Origin of the sequence: Micromonospora sp. NPDC051006, assembly GCF_044456245.1 — a bacterium.
GTDB lineage: Bacteria > Actinomycetota > Actinomycetes > Mycobacteriales > Micromonosporaceae > Micromonospora.
Map to the genome: position 1 here is coordinate 347,541 of NZ_JBITFP010000003.1, position 21,741 is coordinate 369,281.

A 21,741-nucleotide genomic window follows, 5' to 3' on the forward strand; every position below is an offset into this window, starting at 1 on the left:
CCGACATCCCGGTCTGCGCCGTTCCGACCGCGATCCGAGAGAATCCACGAGGAGTTCCACCATGCTCACCATGACCGACAACGCCGTCCTGGTCATCCGTGACCTGGCCAATCAGCAGGACGTCGCCGAGGACGGCGGGGTGCGCATCGCCGCCGACGCCGAGGCGGGCTCGCTCACCGTCGAACTGGTCGCCGAGCCGATCCAGGGCGACCACGTGGTGGACACCGAGGGTGCCCGGATCTTCCTGGACGCCGACGCCGCCGAGATCCTCGGCGACGCCTCCGTCGACGCGACCGTCGACGACGAGGGCATCATCCAGTTCGGCTTCACCGAGCGGCAGTAGCCACTCAGCCGGCCCGGCGGGGCTCGCCGCCGCGCTGTGCCCGGGGCGGTCGGCCACGGCCCGCCGCCTCCGGCCCGGCCGGCCAGGGCGCAGTCCCGCCGTCTCGGCTCGGTGGTCGTAGCCCGGCCAGCACCTGGGCCAGATGGTGCGAGGTGCTCCACGCCGTCCAGCTGCTGGTCGAGCCGGCGCCGGCCCCTCGACGGGCGCGGCGGAGGATCTCGTGGTCGCCCCAGGAGAACGACGCTCCGGCGGCCGGCCAGTGCGGCGCGCCGACCAGCGTGCGGCACAGGTCCGCGAACCGGTCGTCACCCCGCCCGCCCCGCCGCGACCAGCGGTAGATCCACCAGGCGCCGTCGGCGGTGTAGCACATGGTGGGCAGGCGGTCGCCCGGCTGCCCGGCGCCGGGCAGCGCCGAGCCGACCCCGTAGTCGCCGTAGCCCACGCCGGAATCGGCGAGGCGCTGCCAGAGCAGCCAGTCCCACCGGTCCAGCCGGACCGGCTCGTCGGTGGGCAGCCGGGAGAGGGTCGGCGGCAGGCCGCCGGCCGCCACCGTCACCGAGCGCCAGGAGTGCCGCCGGGCCCAGTCCAGCAGCCGACGCACCCGCGGCTCGGCGAGCCGGACGTCCGCTGGGCAGCACACGTCGCCCGCGTCCACCAACAGGTCGCACTGCTCCGGCACGAGCCGGGTGAACCGCCAGATCCGCTCCACCGCCGAGGTCGTCGCGTCGGGGCCGGTGCGGTCACGGCCCGCGCGTAGCCGGATCACCGATCGTTGCGCGTACGCCCGGGCCGCGGCGCCGTGCGCGGCCAGCCGGCGGTCGCTCTCCGCCAGCCCGATCACCGGCACCAGCGGTACGCCCCAGCGGACCAGTTCGTTCTGCGACGTGTCGGGCAGCGCGGTGACGTCGACGGCGGGTAGCAGACCGGCCGGCAGCCGGGTGAGCGCCTCCGATGTGGACCGATCGGCCAGGTCGACGTCGAGGATCGGGGCGATCAGCGCGGCGGCGGTGGCGTCGAGGTGACTCAACGCCTCCAGCTCGCCCCGCCGGGTGGCGAGGATGGGGCGGTAGACCGGTTCCGCCGCCCGGCCCCCGTGGGCGGGCACCATAGTTCAATGTAGCCAGGCATTCCCATGCGTCCCAGGGCTGATCGGGCCGGTAATTGACCGGACGCTCGGCGGCCCCGCTACTACGATCGCCGGATGCCCGAGACCCCGTACCGCTACCGGTCGTCCGACGAGGACAGCGCCCGGTGGCTCGGCTTCCCGTTCCGCGACGGGGACATCGTGATCAGCACCCGGTCCAAGAGCGGCACCACCTGGATGCAGATGATCTGCGCGCTGCTGGTGCTCGGCACCCCGGAGCTGCCCGCGCCGCTGCCGGTGCTCTCACCGTGGCTGGACTGGCTGGTCGAGCCGCGCGAGGAAGTCTTCCGACGGCTCGCCGCCCAGCCGCACCGGCGCTTCATCAAGACCCACACCCCGCTGGACGGGGTACCGATCGATCCCCGGGTGACCTACGTGGTGGTGGCCCGGCACCCGCTCGACATGGCCGTCTCCCTCTACCACCAGGCCCGCAACCTGGACCGGGCCCGGATGCGCGAACTCACCGGGCAGCCGGCGCCCACCCAGCCGCCGAAGCCGCCGGCCCCCGTCGAGCAGTGGCTGAGCCGTTGGGTGGACCAGGAGGTCGATCCCCGCGCGGAGCTGGACTCGCTGCCGGGGGTGATGTGGCACCTGCGCGACGCCTGGGCCCGGCGGCACGAGCCGAACGTGGTGCTGGTGCACTACGCCGACCTCTTGAGCGACCTTGACGCGCAGATGCGCCGGCTCGCGGACCGGTGCGGTCTCACCGTGCCGGACGAGCGTTGGCCGGAGCTGGTCGAGGCGGCCACCTTCACCCGGATGCGGGAGCGGGCCGAGCGGCTCGCCCCCGACCCGGCCGGGGTACTCAAGGACCGTAAGGCCTTCTTCCGGGCCGGGCGGTCCGGGCAGGGGCGGGAGCTGCTCGACGCGGCGGGCCGGGCCCGCTACCAGGACCGGGTCGCCGCGCTGGCCCCGCCGGACCTGCTCGCCTGGCTGAACCGCTGACCGACCCGGGCCCAGCGTCACCCGCGGGCGGCTCCGACGGGTGGCTGCGGCGGGTGGCTCTGGCGCATCGCCGACCGACCGAGACGCCGAGCGGCCCCGGCCCGCCGCCGGCTGAGGGCGGTGGGCCGGGGCGGCGGAGGCTCAGTCGTCGTCGCCGTGATCGTCGTCGTCGCTGTCGTCGTCATCGTGCTTGTCGTCGTCGTTGTCGTCAGCGTCGTCGTCGTCCGCCGGCTCCTGCTCGGCCCGGAGGACCGCGCCGCTGTCGCGGTCCACGTCGATGTCGTGCTCGGTGCCACCCGCCACGATCTCCACGCTCCACACCGGACGGCCGTGCTCCTGCTCCGCCTCGACCTCGACGATCCGTCCGCCACCGGCCCGGGCCAGCGCGATCTCGCCGGCCCGCTGCTGGTCCACCCGGTCGCCGGTGGCCGGGCCGGTGCTCTGACCCGGGGCGGCACTGGTCGTCGGGGCGCCGCTCGGGCTGCCCGGTGCGCCGGCCGAGGCGCTGTCGTCCGGCGTGGCGCTGGCGGTGCTGTCGTCCGGCGTGGCGCTGGTGGTGCTGTCGTCCGGCGTGCCCGGCGCCGTCGTGGCGGCGGCCAGGGTGGTGCCCTGGGAGCGCTGCCCGTCGGCGGCGCTGACGCCGAGCGCCACCCCCGCCACCGCGAGCACGGCCGCTCCGGCCGTGGTCAGGATCATCGCGCTGCGCTTCATGTCTCCACCTTTCCTCGGTTGTAGTTACGAGGATCGGTTTCGCCCGGATAGCACCGCGCTGTGCGGATGCTAAGGCCCGGTTAAGCCGTCGGCGGGCCGAGCCGGAGGCGGACCTCCGCCCCGCCGCCCGGGGCGGTGGCCAGCTCCAGCAGTCCGCCGGAAGCCTGCGCCGCCCGCCGGGCGATGTCCAGCCCGAGGCCGGTCGAACCGGCCGCGCTGGCACCCCGGCGGACCGCGTCGGCCGGCATGCCCGGCCCCCGGTCGGCCACGGTCAGCACCACCTGCCCGCCGTCGCCAACCAGCCGGACGGTGAACGGGGTGCCGTCCGGCGTGTGCGCGAAGACGTTGCCGAGCAGGGCGTCCACCGCCGCCGCCAGCTCGTCGGCGGGCACGCCGACCGGGAGTGGACCGGGTGACAGGTCGAGGGTCACCGCTCGGCCGGTGTCCTCGGCGAGCACCGACCAGAACTCCACCCGCTCGCCGACGATGCCGGCCGCGTCCGAACCGGCCGGCCCGGCCCCCGGCGACCGCCGCCAGCGGGCCTGCTGGATCAGGCCGGTGACCGCCCGTTCCACGCCGTCCACCGCGGCGGTGACCCGAGCGGCGTCGTCCGGGTCGCGCAGCGACTCCGCCTCCAGCCGAAGCGCGGTCAACGGGGTACGCAGCCGGTGGGACAGGTCCGCGACCTGCTCGCGCTCCTGCACCAGCAGAACCTGGATCCGGCTGGCCAGATGGTTCAGCGCGCCGGCGACCTCGCGCAGCTCGGCGGGCCCGGACGGGGTGACCCGGGCGTCCAGTTCGGCGTTGGCGAGCCGGTGCGACACCGCGGAGAGCGCGCCGATCGGCCGGACCAGGGTGCGCGCCAGCCGGTCCGCGACCAGCAGCCCGATCAGCACCAGCAGCACCCCGAGCAGGGCGAGCACCAGCCAGGCCCGGGTCACTCCCGCGGTCAGCTCGGCCCGGGGCACCTCGACGCGGATCACCCCGGTGCCGTCCGCCCGGCCCTGTACGGCGATGACCACCTCCCGGCCCGCCGCGGACTCCCCGGTCAGGCTCTGGCCACGGGCGGCCAGCGCCACCGCCGCGGTACGGGGCACCGGCGCGCCGAGCACGGCGCCGTCGGGCAGGTAGACGCTCACGGGCCGGCCGGAGTCGGCGGCGAGCTGCTCGACGGTGAGCCGGATGGTGGCCGGGTCGGCGGTGCCCACCACCGGGACGAGGCTCTGCGCGTCGGCGGTGGCCCGCACGGTGGCCCGGTCCTCGGCGACGGTCCGCACCAGCAGCGCCAGCGGCACCAGGAACGCGATCAGGATCAGCACGCTGACCGCGGCGACCAGCAGCGCCAGCCGGGCCCTCATCCGGCGGCCGCCGGCGGTTCCAGCCGCACCCCGACACCGCGCACGGTGTGCAGGTAGCGCGGCTCCTGCGCACTCTCGCCCAGCTTGCGGCGCAACCAGGACAGGTGCACATCGACGGTCTTGTCGGCGCCGCCGTAGGGGATCTGCCAGACCTCGGTGAGCAGCTCCCGTTTGGTGATCACCTGCCCGGGGCGGCCGGCGAGGTAGTGCAGCAGGTCGAACTCGCGCGGGGTCAGCTCGATCGGCGCCCCGTCGAGGGTGACCTGCCGGGACCGGGGGTCGACGCGCAACCCGCCGACGACGAGCGCCGGGTCGGACGTCCCGGCACCCGACGGCCCACGTCGGAGCACCGCCCGGGCCCGGGCGTCGAGCTGGGCCGCGGTGAACGGCTTGACCACGTAGTCGTCGGCGCCCGCGTCGAGCACCCGGACGATCTCGGTCTCGTCGTCCCGGGCGGTGGCCACGATGACCGGCACCGAGCTGACCGCGCGCAGCATCCGCAGCAGCTCGCGACCGTCCAGGTCGGGCAGCCCCAGGTCGAGTACGACCAGATCGGGGCGGTCGTCGAGCGCGTCGCGCAGCCCGGCCATCGCGGTCGAGGCGGCGGCCACCGCGTGCCCACGTTCGCGCAGCGCCCGGATCAGCGGCGTGCGGATGGTCAGGTCGTCCTCGATGAGCAGCAGGCGGGCCACAGCTCGCAGGCTAACCGCTGTCGGCATCGATCCGGCGGTGCGTTAACCCTCCTTTAGGGTCGTGCTGTGCCGGCGCCAACCTCCGGTCGGGGACACTCGGAGGATGTCCCGCCGTTCGCTTCTCGTCGCCGCCGGGTGGCTGGCCACCGCCGCCGTCGCCACCCTGATCGGGCTGGCGGCGATCCGGCTGGTCGGGGAGAGCATCACCGGGACGCCGGGTGGGGTGCGCAGCGAGGAGGAGGTGGCCCGCGCGCTCTCCGCCGATCCGTTGCCCTCGGCGTCGCCCGCCGGGCCGACGGCGAGCGTGTCGCCGGCCACCGCCCCGCCGTCGTCCACCCCGCCGTCGACCGGTACGGGCGCCCGGCGCAGCTTCGCCACCCCGGGTGGCACCGCCGTCGCCGAGTGCACCCCCGAGGGCGTACGTCTGGTCTCCTGGGCGCCGGCGCAGGGCTTCCGGGTGCGCGACGTCGACCGGGGGCCGGACGACGACGTCGAGGTGCGATTCGAGGGGGGCGCCGGCAAGCACGAGCTACAGGTGCGCTGCCTCGGTGGTGAGCCGGTGTCGGTGCCGGACGACTGACTCCGCAGCAGGTCAGGCGATATGAAGCCACCTCGCGGTATCGACAAGTGTCCATGATCGGACAGCGCTGCGACTGGTTGCCGCGCGGATTTCCGCTCTACGTTCGATGACAAAGGGTGCGATCGTCGCTGATCCCGCTTTGCCCCACAACTGCCTCATCGCTGCCCGGCTCGGCCGGCCAGCAGGGAGGACCGCGCATGCCCAGCTCGAGATCCCGGCGGGGGTCGATGGCCCAACCCACACCGGAGGAGGGCGATGTCGTTCGTGCCGATGACGAACTCACCACCTGCACCCCCGTCGGCCTGCCGGCGACCGCGCGGGTGCTCTTCGCCGTGGTCAACGCCAACGGCGCCCTGATCCGTGGGCTCGGCGTCGCGACCGCCAACCGCCTCTCCGCCGGCATGTATCAAGTGATCTTCGACCAGGACGTGTCGGCCGCCGGGTACGTCGGCACGCTCGGCCTGCCCGGCAGCGCCGGCGTCGCGCCGGCGGGGGAGATCTCGGTGGCCGGCCGGACGGGCATCCCGAACGGCGTCTTCGTGGAGACCTTCGCCAGCGACGGCACCGCCGCCGACCGCGGGTTCCACCTCGCGGTGCTGGCCTGAAAGGAGCGCGCAGACGAGCGCACGGCGCCGCCCGACCTGGGTCGGAACGTCGCCGCGCTCTGGCCGTCTCCCACCATCGCAGCCGTTCGGCGGTACGCCAGCGGGGACCTGGCTCGACCGGCTAAGTGCCCGTCAGCCTTGTCGATCCCCGGTCGGTACGGATCCAAACCTCCGCCGAGTGGCGAATTCCACCATCTGCGAGTCCCGGCGTGGCGCGCCGCCGGAACGGGTATGAGCGCGGCATGGAGCATTTCACGATCGCGACCGTCGCCGAGAAGAGCCCGGACTTCCGGCGGGTGCTGTGGACCGGGGAACACACCCAGCTGGTGATCATGACGATTCCGCCGGGCGGCGAGATCGGCGAGGAGGTGCACGAGGGGATCGACCAGATCCTGACCTTCGTCAGCGGCACCGGCGAGGCCCGGATCGCCGGGGAGAAGCGGGAGGTCGTCCAGGGCGACCTGGTGGTGGTGCCCGCCGGTACCAAGCACAACTTCGTCAACACCGGCCCCAACCCGCTGGTGCTCTACACCGTCTACGGTCCGCCGGAGCACGCCGACCAGGCGGTGCACCGGACCAAGCAGGAGGCGGACGCCGCGGAGGCCGCGGGCCAGGACGAGCCGCCGAGCTGACGGGGCCGCCGCCGGCGCTGGTCTGATCCGATTCGATCGGGGTACCCGCCGCGGATGGAGCAGCCCGCCATCTCCGACTACGGATTCCTCTCCGACTGCCGCTCCGGCGCGCTGGTCGGGCTGGATGGCTCCGTCGACTGGTGGTGCCCGGACCGGTTCGACAGCCCGTCCGTCTTCGCCCGGCTCCTCGACCCCGGCGCCGGCCACTACCGGCTGGCGCCGGTGGGTGTCGGCGGGGCCGGGCACCGGGTGGAGCGGGCCTACAGCCCGGACACCCTGGTGCTGCGCACCGTGCACCACACCCCGGAAGGGAGCGTGGCGGTCACCGACGCGCTGGCCGCGGCGGCCGGCGCCCGCGGGCACGACCTCGGCATGGAGTCGCCCGCGGTGCTGCTGCGGGTGGTCGAGGGGCTGACCGGGCGGGTCCGGATGGCGCTGGATTTCGCACCACGCCCGGAGCACGGCCTACTCACCCCGTACGTGCACGAGCAGCCGGACGGTGGGGTGCTCGCCGCCGCGGGCCCGGCGGTGCTGGTGCTGCGCGCCGGCGGGCTGCGGTTGCGGGCCGACCGGGATCGGGTCCACCAGGAGTTCGAAGTCGCGGCCGGGCAGACTGTCGGCTTCGACCTGGCGTACGCGCCGGCCTACGGAGACCCGCCGGCCCGGCTCGACCCGGTGGCCGGGCTCAACGAGACGATCCAGGCCTGGGAGGCGTTCCGGGAGGTGCACCCCTACTCGGGCCGGTACCCGGAGCTGGTCCGGGCCAGCTCGACGGCGCTGACCGGCCTGACGTACGGCCGCAGCGGCGCGGTGGCCGCGGCGCTCACCACCTCGCTGCCCGAACAGCTCGGCGGCCAGCTCAACTACGACTACCGCTACTCCTGGCTGCGCGACTTCTCCATGACGATGCGCGCGCTCTGGGTGGCGGCCTGCCCGCACGAGGCGTCCCGCCTCTTCGCCTGGGTCACCCGCTCTATCGGCCGGATCGGCGACGAGCCGGTGCCGGTGCTCTTCGGGCTGCAGGGGGAGCGGGACATCAGCGAGCACTACTGCCCGCACCTCGACGGCTACGCCGGTAGTCAGCCCGTCCGCATCGGCAACGAGGCCTGGAAGCAGCGGCAGCTCGACGTGCCCGGCGAGATCATCTCATCGGTCTGGCGGCTGCGCGACTACCTCGGGCAGACCTTCGACGAGGAGTTGCGGGAGATGGTGCTCGGGCTGACCGAGCAGGTGGCGTGCACCTGGCAGCTGCCCGACCGGGGCATGTGGGAGGCCCGGGCGGTCGAGCGGCACTTCGTGTCGTCGAAGGTGCTCTGCTGGGTGGCCATGGACCGGGCGGTAGGTCTGGCGGACCGGCTCGGTGACCGGGCCGACCCGCGACGCTGGGCGGCGGTCCGCGACGAGATCCGCGCGACCGTGCTGCGCGAGGGCTGGAACGACGAGATCGGCGCGTTCACCGCCTCCTTCGGTTCGACCGAGCTGGACGCCTCGGCGCTCTTCCTGCCGGTGGTGCACTTCCTGCCGGCCACCGACCCACGGATGCGCGCCACCATCGCCGTCGTCGAGCGCGAACTGGGCACCGACGAGGGTCTGGTCCGGCGGTTCAGCCACGACCCCGCCGGCTTCGTGCTCTGCTCGTTCTGGCTGGTGGAGTGCCTGGTGCTGACCGGCGAACAGCAGCGCGCCGAGGCGCTGTTCGAGCAGGTCGTCGGGCACGCCAACGACCTCGGGCTGTTCAGCGAGCAGATCGACCCGGCCGGTCGCCTGCACCTGGGGAACTTTCCGCAGGCGCTGTCGCACATCGGCCTGATCAACGCGGCCTGGCGAATCACGGACCCGACGCAGTTCTGACCACCAGGCACGGACCGCCGGCGGAGGTCCACCTCAGGCCAGCACCGGGACCCCGGAGACGTCGACCGTCTCCGGGTACTTCAGCCCGGCGCCGGTGTTGAGCACCACCACGCGCTCCCCGGCCCGGATCCAGCCGCCGGCCCGCAGCTGCCGGGCCGCGGTCAGGCAGGCCGCCCCCTCGGGGCAGAGCAGCAGCCCTTCCCGGGCGGCGAAGTCGCGCAGGTCGGTGAGGATCTCCTCGTCGCTCACCGCCACCGCGGTGCCGGCGCTGGCGCGCAGCGCGGCCAGGATCAGCTCGTCGCCGAGCGGGGCCGGCACGGTGATGCCGAACGCGACGGTGTGCGCGTCCGTCCACGGCTCGGCCCGATCGTTCCCGGCCGCGAACGCCCGGACGATCGGCGCGCAGCCGGTGGACTGCACCGCCACCAGCCGGGGCAGCTTCTCCTCGATCCAGCCGAGTTCGCGCAGCTCCTGCAGCGCCTTGTGGATGCCGATCAGGCCGACGCCGCCACCGGTCGGATAGATGATTACGTCGGGGACCTGCCAGCCGAGCTGCTCGACGATCTCGTACCCCATGGTCTTCTTGCCCTCGAGCCGGTACGGCTCGCGCAGCGTGCCCGCGTCGAAGATCGCGCCGCCGGAGCCGGCGATCAGCTCGGCCACCCGCCGGCCGGCGTCGCTGATCAGCCCGTCGACCAGACGCAGGTCGGCGCCGGCGGCCACGCACTCGCGCCGGCAGATGCTCGGCGCGTCCAGCGGCATGACGATGGTGGCGCCCATGCCGGCCCGCGCGGCGTACGTCGCCCAGGCCGCCCCGGCGTTGCCGTTGGTCGGCATGGCGATGTGCTCGACGCCCAGCTCGCGGGCCCGGCTGATGCCCACCGCGGCGCCCCGGGCCTTGAACGAACCGGTCGGGATGAGCCCCTCGTCCTTGACGATCAGCTCCGCGATGCCGATCTCGGCGCCGTAGTTCGGGGTGCGCAGCAGTGGCGTCCAGCCCTCGCCCAGGCTCGTGACGTACCGGGGGTCGGCTACCGGCAGCAGTTCCCGGTAGCGCCACAGATCCGCCGGGCGCAGGGTGAACCGCTCCGGCGTGACCGCCTGGGCCACCGCGGCCAGGTCGTAGCGGGCCAGCACGGGGGAGCCGCAGTCGCAGAGGTTCTGTGGCCGGTCGGCCGGGTGCTCCTTGCCGCAGCGCGGGCACTCCAGGTGGGTCAGGTACACGTCGCTCCTCGCCGTCAGGCCGCGTCGATGCTCAACCAGCGCCGGCTCCGCCGGCCCGGCTCGTAGGCCGAGTCGAGCCGTTTCGCCACCACCCCGGGCAGCCCCTGCTCCCGGCCGGTGCGCAGGGCCTCGGCGCCGGTGCCGGGGAACCACGGCGGAGTCTGCCAGTGCGGGCCGGTCAGCGCCAGGCCGTCGAGCAGCTCCCGGCGCTGGGTGTACGGCAGGTCGACGCAGCTCACCCCCTCCAGCCAGAGCAGGTCGAAGAGCAGGTACTGGGCGCCGGCGGGCACCCGGCCGCGGGCGTTCGGCCTGGCCGGGCGGATCCGGCCGGCGTCGTCGATCCGGACGAGCACGCCGTCCAGCACCACCTCGGTGGGGGCCAACTCCTCGGCCAGCTCCCGCAGCCAGCCGTACGCCCCGGTGACGTCCTCGTCGGTCTCGGAGAGCAGCCGCAACCGCCCGCCCGACACGTACGCCAGCGCCCGGACGCCGTCCCAGCGCAGCTCGTACCCCCACTCCTGCTCATCGCGGGGCAGCCGGGCGGCCGGCGTGGGGTGCATCGGGCGGACCAGTTCGGGCATGGCCGTCCAGCCCTCGGGTGGCGGGTCGGTACGCCGGATCATCCAGTCCCGGCCGTTCTTGCCGCCGGTCGCGAAGAGGACGTAGCGCCCGGCGGTCCGCTCCCCGTCGAGCACCACGATGACCTCGTCGTCGCGCCACTTCTCGCAGCGGTAGGTGCCCCGGTCGTGGACGGTCATCGTGCCGCCGCCGTACTCGCCGGCCGGGATCTCGCCGTGGAAGGTGAGGTACTCCATCGGGTGGTCCTCGGTGTGCACGGCGAGGTGGTTGCGGCCCTGATCCCGGGGCAGTCCGCGCGGCACCGCCCAGGACGCCAGCACCCCGTCGCGCTCCAGCCGCAGGTCCCAGTGCAGGCTCCGGGCGTGGTGCTGCTGGATCACGAACCGGGCTCCGCCGCCCTCGGCCTGCCGGCGGCGTGGCGTCTCGCGCGGCACCGGCTCCGGCGTCCGGGCCGCGTCGCGCCGGCGCCGGTACTCCTCCAGGCGGTCCGCCACACCCCGCATTCTCCGGCAACCCGGGCCGCGCCGCTGCGGAGCGCGGGGTCCGGGTTGCCTGGTCAGGTCGTCGCGGTCGGCGCGGGGTCCGGTTTCGGCCGCACGGCGGGGGTGAGGAGGAGTAGAACGGTCGTCATGGACCACGATGACCAGCCCACCGTCCCGCTCTCCGGTGAGGTGCGGATGCCCCTGCTCGGATTCGGCACCTGGCAGGCCACCGGCAAGGCCGGATACGACTCCGTGCTGGCGGCGCTCGACGCCGGCTACCGGCACATCGACACCGCCACGATGTACGGCAACGAGAAGGAGGTCGGCCGGGCGGTGCAGGAGAGCGGCCTGCGCCGGGAGGACATCTTCATCACCACGAAGCTGCCGCCGGAACGCGCGGGCCGCGAGCGGGAGACGCTGGAGGCGAGCCTGAGCGCCCTCGGCACCGACCATGTGGACCTCTGGCTGATCCACTGGCCGCCGTCCTCGCCCGCTGACAGCATCCCCATGTGGCGGGAGATGCTGGCCGCCCGGGACGAGGATCTGACCCGGGCGGTCGGGGTCAGCAACTACAGCACCGCGCAGATGGACGAGCTGATCCAGGCCACCGAGGAGAACCCGGCGGTCAACCAGATCCGGTGGAGCCCCTTCCTGTACGACCGGCAGCGGCACGCCGAGCACCGCGATCGCGGCATCGTGCTGGAGGGGTACAGCCCGTTCAAGACCAGCGAGCTGTCCGATCCGGTGCTGGCCCGGATCGCCGCCGCGCACAACGTCTCGCCGGCCCAGGTGGTGCTCCGCTGGCACATCGACCACGAGATCGTGGTGATCCCCAAGAGCGTCACCCCGGAGCGGATCCGGGCCAACGCCGACGTCTTCGGCTTCTCGCTGACCGCCGAGGAGATGCGCGACATCGATGCGCTCGGCGGCTCCTGAGGCCGGACCCGCTGCCAAATTCCTTCAGCCGGGAGGCCGGCGGTGAAGGGTATCGACATCGACGTACGTGAGGATGTAGCGTCCCCGCCATCACGTACGTCGATGTGTCGTGATCCCTCCGCCCGCTGAAGGAGCGCCATGGCCACGTCCCGATCCGTCCGTCTGCGGCGCCGGGGTCTGCTCGGCATCCCGGCCCTGGTGGCCGCCGCGCTGACCGCCGTCGCCGTCCGACCCGCCCCGGCGGCCGCCGCGCCGAAGCCCGAGTGCCTTGCCGACCTGCTCGGGGGCTCGTGATGGCCACCGTTCCCTGGCTGGTGGACGTGCTCCGGGCGGCCGGCGTCCAGGTCGTCGTCGAGGGGGACTGGCTCAACCGGATGCGCCCCGGCGACTTCAACCCGATCGGGGTGCTCTGGCACCACACCGCCTCCACCTCCAGCGCCACCAACCCGCACCCGGCGCTGAACATCTGCATCAACGGCCGCTCCGACCTGCCCGGCCCGCTCTGCCAGGCGCTGGTCGACTATCACGGGGTCTTCCACGTCATCTCCGCCGGCCGGTGCAACCACGCCGGCGCCAGCCGCGGCAGCGGGCCGATCCCGGCCGGCGACGGCAACACCCTCATGATCGGGTGGGAGATCGACTACAACGGGGTCAACCAGGAGATGACCGCGGCGCAGTACAACGCGTCGATCGCGGCGACCGCCGCCGTGCTCACCCGGCTCGGCAAGGACAGTAGCTATGCCCGGGGCCACCGGGAGACCAGCACCACCGGCAAGATCGACCCGTCCTTCATCGACCTGGACGTGATGCGGGCAGACGTGGCCGCCAAGATGTCCGGCGGCGGCACCGCCTGGTCGTCCATCGTGGACAACACCACCGCCGGCCGCTTCACCGCCAGCGCGAGCTGGGGCGTCTCGTCGTACTCCGGGCAGCGCTACGGCGCCGACTACCGCTACGCCGACCCCGTCGCCGCCAGCGACGCCGCCTGGTACAGGTTCAACGTCCCGGCGGCCGGCAACTACCGGGTCGACGCCTGGTGGCCGGCGAACTCCGGTTACAACAGCTCGACGCCGTACATCGTCGCCACCAGCACCGGCAACCGGACGATCACCGTCGACCAGCGGGCGACCGGCGGGCAGTGGCGCATTCTCGGCACGTTCGCGCTCCCGGCCGGCGACGCCAACCGGGTGGCGGTCAGCCGGTGGAGCTCGGCCGGCGGCCTGGTCATCGCCGACGCCGTCCGCCTCACCCGGGTCTGACCCGACGGGCCCCGCGGCGCCCGAAGCGGCGGCGGGGCGGCTGCGTGGTCAGCCACGCAGCCGTCCCGCCGCCGGTCGGGGTCAGGCCCGGGTGCAGGCGGCGCCGTTGAGGGCGAAGCTGGTCGGCGAGGAGTACGTGCCGCTCAGCGTCCCCTGGTAGCCGAAGCTGGCGCTGCCGCCGGGGGCGATGGCGCCGTTCCAGCTCAGGTTCCGCGCGGTCACCGTGGAGCCGCTCTGGCTCACCGTGGCGTTCCACGCGCTGGTGACCTGCTGCCCGGCGGGCAGTTGATAGGTGAGCGTCCAGCCGTTGACCGCGCTGGACCCGGTGTTGGTGATCCGTACGTCGGCGGTGAAGCCGTTGTTCCAGGAGTTGGGCGTGTACGTCACCGCGCAGCCGGCGCCGCCCGGCGGCGGGGTGGTCGGCGGGGGCGTCGTGGGCGGCGGGGTGCCGCCACCGTTCACCGCGGCGGAGAACGCGGTCACCGCGAGCCCGGCGCCGCCCTGCCACGGCTCGAAGCCGGCCTGGATGCTGGTCAGGTACCAGGAGTTGGTGATCGCGCCCCGGCTGCGGACGTCGGCGATGAAGTCGAGCACGCTGAAGTCGAGGCTGGTGATCGGGGACGGCGCGACGTAGGAGATGACGTTGTTGGAGCCGTTGCTGCCCCGCCAGACCTCCCAGCTCCGGCCGGCCAGGTTGGCGGTGCCGACCGGTGAGCCGATGGGCTGGATCGGGCCCTGCCGGTTGAGCCAGATCATGATCTCCATCTGGTTCACCCCGTCGGTCTTCGGACTGGGGTCCAGCCAGATGTCGTACGAGGCGTTGTAGACGGCGCCGCTGACGTACCGGTAGCTGATGCTGCTGGTCGCGCTGCTGATCTGGCTCACCTGGATCGGCAGGTTGGTGCCGGGGGAGCAGTTGGTGTAGTGGCAGCCGAGGAAGACCGACGGGTACGCGGTCGGGGCGCCGTTGGTCGGGTTGCTGCCGTTCTGGGTGGTGATCTCGAAGCCGGTGCTGGTGACGTTGATGCACTGCTGGGCGGTGGTGCCCCAGCGGTTGTTCTGCACGACGTAGCGGTTGCCGATGACGGTCGAGCCGTACTGTTCGCAGATCTGGGTGTCGGCGGATGCGTTTCCGCCCAGGGCCACGGCGACGATGGTGCCGCTGACCAGCAGGCCGGCGGCCACGAGGGCCCGAAGTCGACGTTTCATGCTGCTCCTAGCGGTGTGGCGCTGCCCGGGCGCCGAACGGGTGAACGGGATGCGGGAGCGCTCCCACGCTCGGTGACACATTTACATGTGTGAAACGAACGCGCAACCGGTCGGAGGAAACCGGCCGGGATGTGCGGCTTCGCGCGCGGTGCCTTCGGCGAGGGGTGCCCCGCCTGAGTGACAGCGCTGAACCGCCGAGGTGACAGCTTCCGCCCGCCGGCCGACCGGTGCCGGGCCCCGATGCGCGCGCCCGCGCGGGCCGATCAGCCCTGGTGTGCGCCGATTGCGCCGAGTAATGTCTTGCATCCGACGCGTGCCGAACCCCTCCGGAGGCGTACCGCAACCATGGGTGGCTCTCCCCTGCGCATCCTCGTCGTCGGCGCGGGCATCGCCGGTCTGGCCGTGGCCCGGGCGCTGCGCATGGCGGGCTTCCGCCCGGACGTCACCGAGAAGCTGCCGCCGGGCGAGTCCCACGAGACCGGCCTCTACCTGCCCGGCAACGCCGCCCGGGCGCTGCGCCGGCTGGACCTCGACGGCCCGGTCCGCCCGCTGGGCCACGTCGTGCACCGGCAGCGCTTCCTCGACGCCGACGGCGCCCCGCTCTGCGAGGTCGACCTGGACGTCCTCTGGGCCGGGGTCGGCGAGTGCCGGGCCCTGCCCCGGGCCGAACTGCACCGGGTCCTGCTCACCGGGGCCGGCGGAGCGGTCCGCCACGGCGCCGAGGTACGCACCCTCGACCTGCTGCCCGCCGGCGTCGGGGTGACCTTCGTCGACGGCACCACCGCCGAGTACGACCTGGTCATCGGCGCCGACGGGCCGCGCTCCTCGGTACGCGCGCTCGCCGCGCTCGGCGGCCCGCCCCGACCCGCCGGGCAGGTCGTCTACCGCACCGTGCTGCGCGACGGCCCGACGGTCACCGAGTGGACCGCGCTGCTCGGCCAACGCGCCGGCTTCCTGATCGTGCCGATCGGCGCCGGGCGGCTGCACTGCTACGCCGACGAGGCCGGCACCGAGCGGCCCGCCGACCCGGTCAGCCGGCTGCGCGAGCTCTTCGGCTCGTACGGCGGCCCGGTGCCGGAGGTGCTGGACGCGCTGGAGTGGGTGCACGTCGGAGTCACCGACGAGGTGGAGCTGGGCCGTTGGTACCGGGGACGGGTGCTGCTGGTCGGCGACGCCGCGCACGCGACCGCGCCGACCCTCTCCCAGGGCGCGGCGATGGCACTGGAGGACGCCGTGGTGCTGGCCGAATCGCTGAGGGCGGCCGGCAGCGTGGAGGCGGCCCTGGTCGCGTACGAGAGTCGCCGTCGTCCGCGTACCCGATGGGTGCGCGACCGGACCCGCGACCGCAACCGGACCCGGGACGTCCCGCCGGCGCTGCGCGACCCGTTGCTGCGCGGGCGTGGCGGCCGGATCTTCGGCGAGCACTACCGGCTACTGCTCGGCCCGCTCTGACCCTCGGGGTCGAGGGCCGAAGATCGTAGCTGGCCACCCCACGCCGGGGGGCCACCTGCCGGGGACTATCCTCCTTGCGGATGACGGCCCGCAGAAATCAGCGCGTGCCGAGCGGGACAACCGAGAACCGGAGGCCACTCGTGACCACCGTCGCACCCAAGCCGGTCGTGACCCGGCCCTGGCCGGTCCGAGAGCCGGTCAAGGGGTCGGCCATCGCGCGGCTGCTGCGGACCACGGACGCGAAGCAGATCGGGATCATGTACATGGTCACCGCGTTCGCGTTCTTCATGATCGGCGGCCTGATGGCCCTGATCATGCGGGCCGAGCTGGCCCAGCCGGGGCTGCAGTTCCTGTCGCCCGAGCAGTACAACCAGCTCTTCACCATGCACGGCACGATCATGCTGCTGTTCTTCGCGACGCCGATCGTGTTCGCCTTCGCGAACTACATCGTGCCGATCCAGATCGGCGCGCCCGACGTGTCGTTCCCGCGGCTGAACAGCTTCGCCTACTGGCTGTACCTGTTCGGCGGCACCATCGCGACCGCCGGCTTCCTCACCCCGGGCGGCGCGGCCGACTTCGGCTGGTTCGCGTACGCCCCGCTGAGCAGCGTGGAGCACTCCCCGGGCGTCGGCGCCAACATGTGGATCATGGGTCTGGCCATCTCCGGTCTGGGCACCATCCTCGGCGCGGTCAACATGATCACCACGGTCCTCACCCTGCGGGCCCCCGGCATGACCATGTTCCGGATGCCGATCTTCACCTGGAACATCCTGGTCACCAGCCTCCTGGTGATCCTGGTCTTCCCGCTGCTGGCCGCCGCGCTCTTCGCGCTCGCCGCCGACCGCATCCTCGGCGCCCACGTGTACGATCCGGCGACCGGTGGGCCGATGCTCTGGCAGCACCTGTTCTGGTTCTTCGGACACCCCGAGGTCTACATCGTCGCGCTGCCGTTCTTCGGCATCATCAGCGAGATCATCCCGGTCTTCTCCCGCAAGCCGATCTTCGGCTACAAGGGTCTGGTGGCCGCGACCCTCGCCATCGCCGCGCTGTCGATGAGCGTCTGGGCGCACCACATGTTCGCCACCGGCCAGGTGCTGCTGCCGTTCTTCAGCTTCCTGAGCTTCCTGATCGCCGTGCCCACCGGTATGAAGTTCTTCAACTGGATCGGCACCATGTGGCGCGGCCAGGTCAGCTTCGAAACTCCGATGCTCTGGTCGGTCGGCTTCCTGGTGACCTTCCTCTTCGGTGGTCTCACCGGCGTGCTGCTGGCCAGCCCGCCGATCGACTTCCACGTCTCCGACTCGTACTTCGTGGTGGCGCACTTCCACTACGTGCTCTTCGGCACCATCGTGTTCGCCGTCTTCGCCGGCATCTACTTCTGGTTCCCGAAGATGTTCGGCCGGATGCTCGACGAGCGGCTCGGCAAGGTGCACTTCTGGCTGACCATGATCGGCTTCCACACCACCTTCCTGGTGCAGCACTGGCTCGGCAACGAGGGCATGCCCCGCCGCTACGCCGACTACCTGCCCAGCGACGGCTTCACCACGCTGAACATGATCTCCACGATCGGCGCGTTCATCACCGGTATCTCGACGCTGCCGTTCATCTACAACTGCTGGAAGTCGTACAAGACCGGCCCGGTGGTCGAGGTCGACGACCCGTGGGGCCACGGCAACTCGCTGGAGTGGGCGACCAGCTGCCCGCCGCCGCTGCGCAACTTCGACCGGATGCCGCGGATCCGCTCCGAGCGGCCGGCGTTCGACCTGAAGTTCCCGGAGCTGGCCGCCGGCCACCAGAGCCTGGCCGGCCCGCCGGAGGGCGGCTCCAAGCCGCTGACCAGCGAGTCGGACGGCGGGGCCCGCTACGCCGAGGACACCGCCAGCAACATCGACCGCTGATACCCAGCACCACGTCCGACGGGCGCCGCCTCCCTTCCCGGGAGGCGGCGCCCGTCGCCCTTTCCAGCCTCACCTGGTCGCCGACCCGGCTGTCGGAGGCTGATCGACTCCATGTCCCCGACCTGGCGGTGTCCGGGCGCGCAGGATGCCGCCATGTCGCCGAACTGGTGTCGATCAGGTCGGGTGTCGAGGGTTGATCGACTCCGTATCCCCGAGATGGCGGTGTCCCGGGGCGCAGGATGCCGCCATGTCGGCGACACGGTGTCGATCAGGTCGGTCGGGTGGGCTGATCGACTCGGCTTCTGGGATGTCGGGGTGTCCGGTCGGGCGGACACCCCGACTTCCTTGATCCCGAGTTGATCGTGTGGCCGTCGGAGCCGGCGGGCCGTGTTCCGCGCATCGGTGCTGCTTCAGGGAAGCAGTGGCCTCGCGGAAGCGGGATGGGGACCGATTCCACGAAGTGGTGGCCACCGCCCGCTGTGGGCCACCGCCCGCGGGTCGCGCCCGCCGCGGGCACCTGCCCGCGGGTCGCGTGGGGCATCAAGGTCACCCGGGTGGAGATCAAGGCCCGGCGTGGGGCGCCGCCCGTGGGTCGCGCCCGCCGTCGAACCTGCCCGGTGACCGTGCCGCGCCCGCGGATGGGGCCGGGTCAGTGGGTGGTGGGGGCGAGTTCGGGTTCGGCGGGTACGGGGGCGGCTGCGGTGCGGCGGCGGCGCAGTTCGATGGGGAGCACCGCGAGGGCGACCAGCGCGCCGATGATGCCGGTCACGGCGAACCCCCAGGCCGGCGCGGAGGCGTCGATCACCGCGCCGGCGAGCGGGGCGCCGACCGCGATGCCGACGGTGACCGCCGAGCCGTGCAGGCCCATCGCCTCGCCGCGTACCTCGGCCGGGGCGAGGCGGCTGACCGCGTCGGAGGTCGCCGCGATGGTCGGGGCGCAGAGCGCGCCGGCCGGGATCAGGGCGAGGCAGAGCAGCCACCAGTGTGAGCCGCCCAGCCCGACCGGGATGGTGCAGAGGCTCAGCGCGGCCATCAGCGCCAGCGGGGAGAAGGAGCGGTGCACCGCTCCGTAGGCGAAGCCGCCGACCAGCGAGGCGACCGCCCACATGGCGAGGACCGCGCCGGTCCAGCCGACCTCACCGCCCTCCCGGAGCACGGCGACGACCGCCACGTCGGTGCCGCCGAGCACCAGCGTGGCGGCGAGGCTGACCGCCAGCACGGCCAGCAGCCGGGGCGTCACCCACTCCCGCCGCGGTATCCGTCGGTGTGGCGTCCCCGGCTGCTGTTCGCTGCCGGTGGGCGGGTTGAGCAGCCAGAACGCCACCCCGGCGGCGACGATGCCGGCGCCGACCAGGTAGAGGGTGGTCTGCGCCGAGATGGCGGTGGCCAGCGCCACGGCCAGCGCCGGGCCGACCATGAACGACAGCTCCACCGACATCGAGTCGAGCGCGTAGGCCGGTCGGCGTTGCTCCTCGGGCACCAGCGCGGCGATGGACTGGCGGACCACCGAGAAGATCGGCAGGGCCAGCGAGCCGGCGACGAAGGCGGCCGGCAGCAGCAGGAGGTAGGGCAGCGAGGGCGCGGTGGCCCAGTAGACCGCCTCGACGATCGCGGTGAGCACCAGCACCGGCCGCAGGCCTCGGCGGTCGATCTGCCGACCGAGCAGCGGGCCGCCGATCGCCGCGCCGACGGTGATCGCGGCGCCGACCAGCCCGGCGGCGGCGTAGCCGCGGCCGAGGTCGAGCACGTGGAGGGTCATCGTCACCCCGGTCGCGGTGAGCGGGATGCGGGCGAGCACCGCCACCAGCAGCAGCGACCGGAGACCGGGCAGGGCGAGCGTCTGCCGGTAAGGCTCAAGGTTCACGACGGTCCATACCTCCGGCGCCATCCTCGACGCTGGGTACGACAGCCGCCAACCAATTACCGGGTCATGCGTTCTTGATCACAGGCTCACCCTGCAGGGAGACCCCGGCACCCTCCAACGCCCGTAGCGCCACGTCGGTGGTGTCCGCGGCGACGCCGGCGGTCAGGTCGAGCAGCACGGTGGTGGCGAAGCCCTCCCGCGCGGCGTCCAGGGCGGTGGCCCGGACGCAGTGGTCGGTGGCGATGCCGACCAGCTCGACCCGGTCGACGCCGTGCCGGCGCAGCCAGTCGGCCAGGCACTCACCGTCGGCGGCATGCCCCTCGAAACCGGAGTACGCGGCCGCGTGCTCGCCCTTGTGGAAGATCTCCTCGACCCGCCCGGTGTCCAGATCGGGGTGGAACTCCGAGCCGGGGGTGCCGACCACGCAATGCCGCGGCCAGGAGTCGACGAAGTCCGGCCGGTCGGCGAAGTGCGCCCCCGGATCGACGTGGTAGTCCTTGGTCGCGACCACGTGCTCCCAGCGGCCCGGTTCGGCCGCGAGCAGCCGGGTGACGCCGGCCGCTACGGCGGCCCCGCCGCCGACGGCCAGCGAGCCACCCTCACAGAAGTCGTTCTGCACGTCCACGATGATCAACGCGTTGCTCACCGGTGCTCCCTTCCTGACGCCTCGGCCCGGGACCGGGCAACCTTCACTGTGCGGGCACCACGGTGACCGGGATGGCCGGGTCGCCCGCGGAGAGCTTCAGCCCCTCCCACGGGATGGAGATCAGGCACTCCCGCAGGTGCTCACGCGACTCGTCCAGCGTGGGTAGGTCGACCGGTTCACCGCCGGCCACGAACGAGCGCTGGAGCAGCCGGTCGTTGGGCTGCCGGTCCGGTACGCCCTGCGGGACGATGACCTCCTCGGTGGCCGTACCGGTCGGCTTGTGCCGCCGGACCGCGACCTTGCGGCCGCCGATGGTCGCCTTGTGCTCCGAGCGCTTCACCACCGCTCGGCCGTCGACCTCGACCAGCTTGTAGACCAGCCCGACGGTGGGCGCACCGGAGCCGGTGACCACCGCGGTGCCCGCGCCGTACATGTCCACCGGTTCGGCGGCCAGGGCGGCGATGGCGTACTCGTCCAGGTCACCCGAAACGATGATCTTCGTCTCGGTGGCGCCGAGCGAGTCGAGCAACTCCCGGGACTGCTGGGCGATCACCGCGAGGTCGCCGGAGTCGATCCGGACCGCGCGCAGGTCGGTGCCGGCGACCGCGATGGCGTTGCGGATGCCCTGGCTGATGTCGTACGTGTCGACCAGCAGCGTGGTGTCCTTGCCCAAGGTGGCGACCTGCGAGGCGAACGCGGCCCGCTCGTCGTCGTGCAGCAGGGTGAACGCGTGCGCCGCGGTGCCGGCGGTGGGAATGCCGTAGCGGCGGCCGGCCTCGAGGTTGGAGGTGAACCGGAAGCCGGCCAGGTAGGCGGCCCGGGCGGCGGCCACCGCGGCCCCCTCGTGCGCCCGGCGGGAGCCCATCTCGATCAGGGTGCGCCCCCGGGCCGCGGTCACCATCCGGGCGGCGGCAGCCGCGACGGCGCTGTCATGGTTGAGAACGGAGAGCACCAGCGTCTCCAGAACCACGCACTCGGCGAAGCCGCCGCAGACGGTGAGGATCGGCGAGTTGGGGAAGAAGAGCTCGCCCTCGGCGTACCCGTCGATGTCGCCGGTGAAGCGGTAGTCCCGTAGCCAGGCCGCGGCCTGGTCGTCGACCACGCCGGTGCGCAGCAGGTGGTCGACGTCGTCGGCGTCGAACCGGAAGTCCCGGATCAGCTCGATCAGGCGCCCGGTGCCGGCGACCACGCCGTAGCGGCGGCCGGTCGGCAGCCGACGGCTGAAGACCTCGAAGACGCAGCGGCGGTCGGCGGTGCCGTCGCGCAGCGCCGCGCTGATCATGGTCAGCTCGTAGTGGTCGGTCAGCAGTGCGGGGCGAAGGGTGCTCACC

21 protein-coding genes are annotated in these 21,741 nt (G+C 73.0%); 11 read left to right on the forward strand and 10 right to left on the reverse strand.

Annotation, left to right across the window (positions count from 1 at the left end; genetic code table 11):
* The first annotated feature begins 61 nt into the window (after nucleotides 1–61).
* On the forward strand, nucleotides 62–343 hold the full coding sequence (locus ACIBBA_RS07960) for an adhesin (protein ID WP_357059712.1): 282 nt from the start codon (nucleotides 62–64) through the stop codon (nucleotides 341–343).
* 4 nt (nucleotides 344–347) lie between these two features.
* On the opposite strand, the gene ACIBBA_RS07965 is transcribed toward ACIBBA_RS07960, so the two are convergent.
* Complete coding sequence (locus tag ACIBBA_RS07965) at nucleotides 348–1,451, reverse strand: hypothetical protein (RefSeq protein WP_396694890.1); 1,104 nt, start codon at nucleotides 1,449–1,451, stop codon at nucleotides 348–350.
* Nucleotides 1,452–1,544: 93 nt separating this feature from the next.
* Between ACIBBA_RS07965 and ACIBBA_RS07970 the strand changes: the two genes are divergently transcribed.
* Nucleotides 1,545–2,432 carry a sulfotransferase domain-containing protein gene (locus tag ACIBBA_RS07970; RefSeq protein ID WP_396694892.1) on the forward strand — a complete coding sequence of 296 codons (888 nt, stop codon included), beginning with the start codon at nucleotides 1,545–1,547 and terminating at the stop codon, nucleotides 2,430–2,432.
* Between the two features lie 141 nt (nucleotides 2,433–2,573).
* On the opposite strand, the gene ACIBBA_RS07975 is transcribed toward ACIBBA_RS07970, so the two are convergent.
* The 3 genes from ACIBBA_RS07975 to ACIBBA_RS07985 all read right to left on the reverse strand — a co-directional run bounded on the left by ACIBBA_RS07975 (nucleotide 2,574) and on the right by ACIBBA_RS07985 (nucleotide 5,193).
* Nucleotides 2,574–3,143, reverse strand: a complete 570-nt coding sequence (locus ACIBBA_RS07975) for a PepSY domain-containing protein (protein ID WP_396694894.1) — start codon at nucleotides 3,141–3,143, stop codon at nucleotides 2,574–2,576.
* Between the two features lie 80 nt (nucleotides 3,144–3,223).
* Nucleotides 3,224–4,501: an ATP-binding protein gene (locus ACIBBA_RS07980; protein WP_396694896.1), complete on the reverse strand. Its 1,278-nt coding sequence runs from the start codon at nucleotides 4,499–4,501 to the stop codon at nucleotides 3,224–3,226.
* Nucleotides 4,498–5,193 (reverse strand): response regulator transcription factor, encoded by a 696-nt coding sequence (locus tag ACIBBA_RS07985; protein WP_396694898.1) that lies wholly within the window; start codon nucleotides 5,191–5,193, stop codon nucleotides 4,498–4,500. Before ACIBBA_RS07985 ends, ACIBBA_RS07980 begins: the two co-directional genes overlap by 4 nt.
* A 103-nt stretch (nucleotides 5,194–5,296) precedes the next feature.
* Between ACIBBA_RS07985 and ACIBBA_RS07990 the strand changes: the two genes are divergently transcribed.
* The 4 genes from ACIBBA_RS07990 to ACIBBA_RS08005 all read left to right on the forward strand — a co-directional run bounded on the left by ACIBBA_RS07990 (nucleotide 5,297) and on the right by ACIBBA_RS08005 (nucleotide 8,861).
* Nucleotides 5,297–5,773 carry a septum formation initiator gene (locus ACIBBA_RS07990; protein ID WP_396694900.1) on the forward strand — a complete coding sequence of 159 codons (477 nt, stop codon included), beginning with the start codon at nucleotides 5,297–5,299 and terminating at the stop codon, nucleotides 5,771–5,773.
* Nucleotides 5,774–5,970: 197 nt separating this feature from the next.
* Nucleotides 5,971–6,378 (forward strand): hypothetical protein, encoded by a 408-nt coding sequence (locus ACIBBA_RS07995; RefSeq protein ID WP_357059731.1) that lies wholly within the window; start codon nucleotides 5,971–5,973, stop codon nucleotides 6,376–6,378.
* A 242-nt stretch (nucleotides 6,379–6,620) separates the two neighbouring features.
* Nucleotides 6,621–7,010, forward strand: coding sequence for a cupin domain-containing protein (locus ACIBBA_RS08000; protein ID WP_357059734.1), 390 nt, complete (start codon nucleotides 6,621–6,623; stop codon nucleotides 7,008–7,010).
* 54 nt (nucleotides 7,011–7,064) lie between these two features.
* On the forward strand, nucleotides 7,065–8,861 hold the full coding sequence (locus ACIBBA_RS08005) for a glycoside hydrolase family 15 protein (RefSeq protein ID WP_396694903.1): 1,797 nt from the start codon (nucleotides 7,065–7,067) through the stop codon (nucleotides 8,859–8,861).
* A 33-nt stretch (nucleotides 8,862–8,894) separates the two neighbouring features.
* Here the strand turns inward: ACIBBA_RS08005 and ACIBBA_RS08010 are convergent, their stop codons facing one another.
* The gene (locus ACIBBA_RS08010) at nucleotides 8,895–10,085 is read right to left on the reverse strand and encodes a threonine synthase (RefSeq protein WP_396694905.1); all 1,191 of its coding nucleotides are present in this window, start codon (nucleotides 10,083–10,085) and stop codon (nucleotides 8,895–8,897) included.
* 14 nt (nucleotides 10,086–10,099) lie between these two features.
* Nucleotides 10,100–11,158, reverse strand: a complete 1,059-nt coding sequence (locus tag ACIBBA_RS08015; protein ID WP_396694907.1) for a DNA polymerase ligase N-terminal domain-containing protein — start codon at nucleotides 11,156–11,158, stop codon at nucleotides 10,100–10,102.
* Between the two features lie 135 nt (nucleotides 11,159–11,293).
* Between ACIBBA_RS08015 and ACIBBA_RS08020 the strand changes: the two genes are divergently transcribed.
* From ACIBBA_RS08020 to ACIBBA_RS08030, 3 genes are all read left to right on the forward strand, one after another.
* On the forward strand, nucleotides 11,294–12,082 hold the full coding sequence (locus ACIBBA_RS08020; RefSeq protein WP_396694909.1) for an aldo/keto reductase: 789 nt from the start codon (nucleotides 11,294–11,296) through the stop codon (nucleotides 12,080–12,082).
* A gap of 138 nt (nucleotides 12,083–12,220) precedes the next feature.
* Entirely contained in the window at nucleotides 12,221–12,376 is a 156-nt protein-coding gene (locus ACIBBA_RS08025; protein ID WP_350869225.1) for a hypothetical protein, read from the forward strand.
* Entirely contained in the window at nucleotides 12,376–13,341 is a 966-nt protein-coding gene (locus ACIBBA_RS08030) for an N-acetylmuramoyl-L-alanine amidase (RefSeq protein WP_350869227.1), read from the forward strand. Before ACIBBA_RS08025 ends, ACIBBA_RS08030 begins: the two co-directional genes overlap by 1 nt.
* 81 nt (nucleotides 13,342–13,422) lie before the next feature.
* On the opposite strand, the gene ACIBBA_RS08035 is transcribed toward ACIBBA_RS08030, so the two are convergent.
* Nucleotides 13,423–14,550, reverse strand: coding sequence for a cellulose binding domain-containing protein (locus tag ACIBBA_RS08035; RefSeq protein ID WP_396694912.1), 1,128 nt, complete (start codon nucleotides 14,548–14,550; stop codon nucleotides 13,423–13,425).
* Nucleotides 14,551–14,895: 345 nt separating this feature from the next.
* Between ACIBBA_RS08035 and ACIBBA_RS08040 the strand changes: the two genes are divergently transcribed.
* Nucleotides 14,896–16,002 (forward strand): FAD-dependent monooxygenase, encoded by a 1,107-nt coding sequence (locus tag ACIBBA_RS08040; RefSeq protein WP_396694914.1) that lies wholly within the window; start codon nucleotides 14,896–14,898, stop codon nucleotides 16,000–16,002.
* A 140-nt stretch (nucleotides 16,003–16,142) separates the two neighbouring features.
* Complete coding sequence (gene ctaD, locus ACIBBA_RS08045; protein WP_350869236.1) at nucleotides 16,143–17,900, forward strand: cytochrome c oxidase subunit I; 1,758 nt, start codon at nucleotides 16,143–16,145, stop codon at nucleotides 17,898–17,900.
* A 649-nt stretch (nucleotides 17,901–18,549) separates the two neighbouring features.
* Here the strand turns inward: ctaD and ACIBBA_RS08050 are convergent.
* The 3 genes from ACIBBA_RS08050 to ACIBBA_RS08060 are packed head-to-tail and all read right to left on the reverse strand — an operon-like array spanning nucleotide 18,550 to nucleotide 21,740.
* Nucleotides 18,550–19,788, reverse strand: coding sequence for an MFS transporter (locus ACIBBA_RS08050; RefSeq protein WP_396694916.1), 1,239 nt, complete (start codon nucleotides 19,786–19,788; stop codon nucleotides 18,550–18,552).
* A 40-nt stretch (nucleotides 19,789–19,828) separates the two neighbouring features.
* Nucleotides 19,829–20,410 carry an isochorismatase family protein gene (locus tag ACIBBA_RS08055; RefSeq protein WP_396694919.1) on the reverse strand — a complete coding sequence of 194 codons (582 nt, stop codon included), beginning with the start codon at nucleotides 20,408–20,410 and terminating at the stop codon, nucleotides 19,829–19,831.
* Nucleotides 20,411–20,453: 43 nt separating this feature from the next.
* Nucleotides 20,454–21,740, reverse strand: coding sequence for a nicotinate phosphoribosyltransferase (locus tag ACIBBA_RS08060; RefSeq protein WP_396694921.1), 1,287 nt, complete (start codon nucleotides 21,738–21,740; stop codon nucleotides 20,454–20,456).
* Between the last annotated feature and the right edge of the window lies 1 nt (nucleotide 21,741).

Excerpts from the sequence above, each read along its gene's own strand:
- ACIBBA_RS07960 (WP_357059712.1), top strand. The coding sequence starts at position 62 with ATGCTCACCATGACCGACAACGCCGTCCTGGTCATCCGTGACCTGGCC.
- ACIBBA_RS07965 (WP_396694890.1), bottom strand. The coding sequence starts at position 1,451 with ATGGTGCCCGCCCACGGGGGCCGGGCGGCGGAACCGGTCTACCGCCCC.
- ACIBBA_RS07970 (WP_396694892.1), top strand. The coding sequence starts at position 1,545 with ATGCCCGAGACCCCGTACCGCTACCGGTCGTCCGACGAGGACAGCGCC.
- ACIBBA_RS07975 (WP_396694894.1), bottom strand. The coding sequence starts at position 3,143 with ATGAAGCGCAGCGCGATGATCCTGACCACGGCCGGAGCGGCCGTGCTC.
- ACIBBA_RS07980 (WP_396694896.1), bottom strand. The coding sequence starts at position 4,501 with ATGAGGGCCCGGCTGGCGCTGCTGGTCGCCGCGGTCAGCGTGCTGATC.
- ACIBBA_RS07990 (WP_396694900.1), top strand. The coding sequence starts at position 5,297 with ATGTCCCGCCGTTCGCTTCTCGTCGCCGCCGGGTGGCTGGCCACCGCC.
- ACIBBA_RS07995 (WP_357059731.1), top strand. The coding sequence starts at position 5,971 with ATGCCCAGCTCGAGATCCCGGCGGGGGTCGATGGCCCAACCCACACCG.
- ACIBBA_RS08000 (WP_357059734.1), top strand. The coding sequence starts at position 6,621 with ATGGAGCATTTCACGATCGCGACCGTCGCCGAGAAGAGCCCGGACTTC.
- ACIBBA_RS08005 (WP_396694903.1), top strand. The coding sequence starts at position 7,065 with ATGGAGCAGCCCGCCATCTCCGACTACGGATTCCTCTCCGACTGCCGC.
- ACIBBA_RS08020 (WP_396694909.1), top strand. The coding sequence starts at position 11,294 with ATGGACCACGATGACCAGCCCACCGTCCCGCTCTCCGGTGAGGTGCGG.
- ACIBBA_RS08025 (WP_350869225.1), top strand. The coding sequence starts at position 12,221 with ATGGCCACGTCCCGATCCGTCCGTCTGCGGCGCCGGGGTCTGCTCGGC.
- ACIBBA_RS08030 (WP_350869227.1), top strand. The coding sequence starts at position 12,376 with ATGGCCACCGTTCCCTGGCTGGTGGACGTGCTCCGGGCGGCCGGCGTC.
- ACIBBA_RS08035 (WP_396694912.1), bottom strand. The coding sequence starts at position 14,550 with ATGAAACGTCGACTTCGGGCCCTCGTGGCCGCCGGCCTGCTGGTCAGC.
- ACIBBA_RS08040 (WP_396694914.1), top strand. The coding sequence starts at position 14,896 with ATGGGTGGCTCTCCCCTGCGCATCCTCGTCGTCGGCGCGGGCATCGCC.
- ACIBBA_RS08050 (WP_396694916.1), bottom strand. The coding sequence starts at position 19,788 with ATGGCGCCGGAGGTATGGACCGTCGTGAACCTTGAGCCTTACCGGCAG.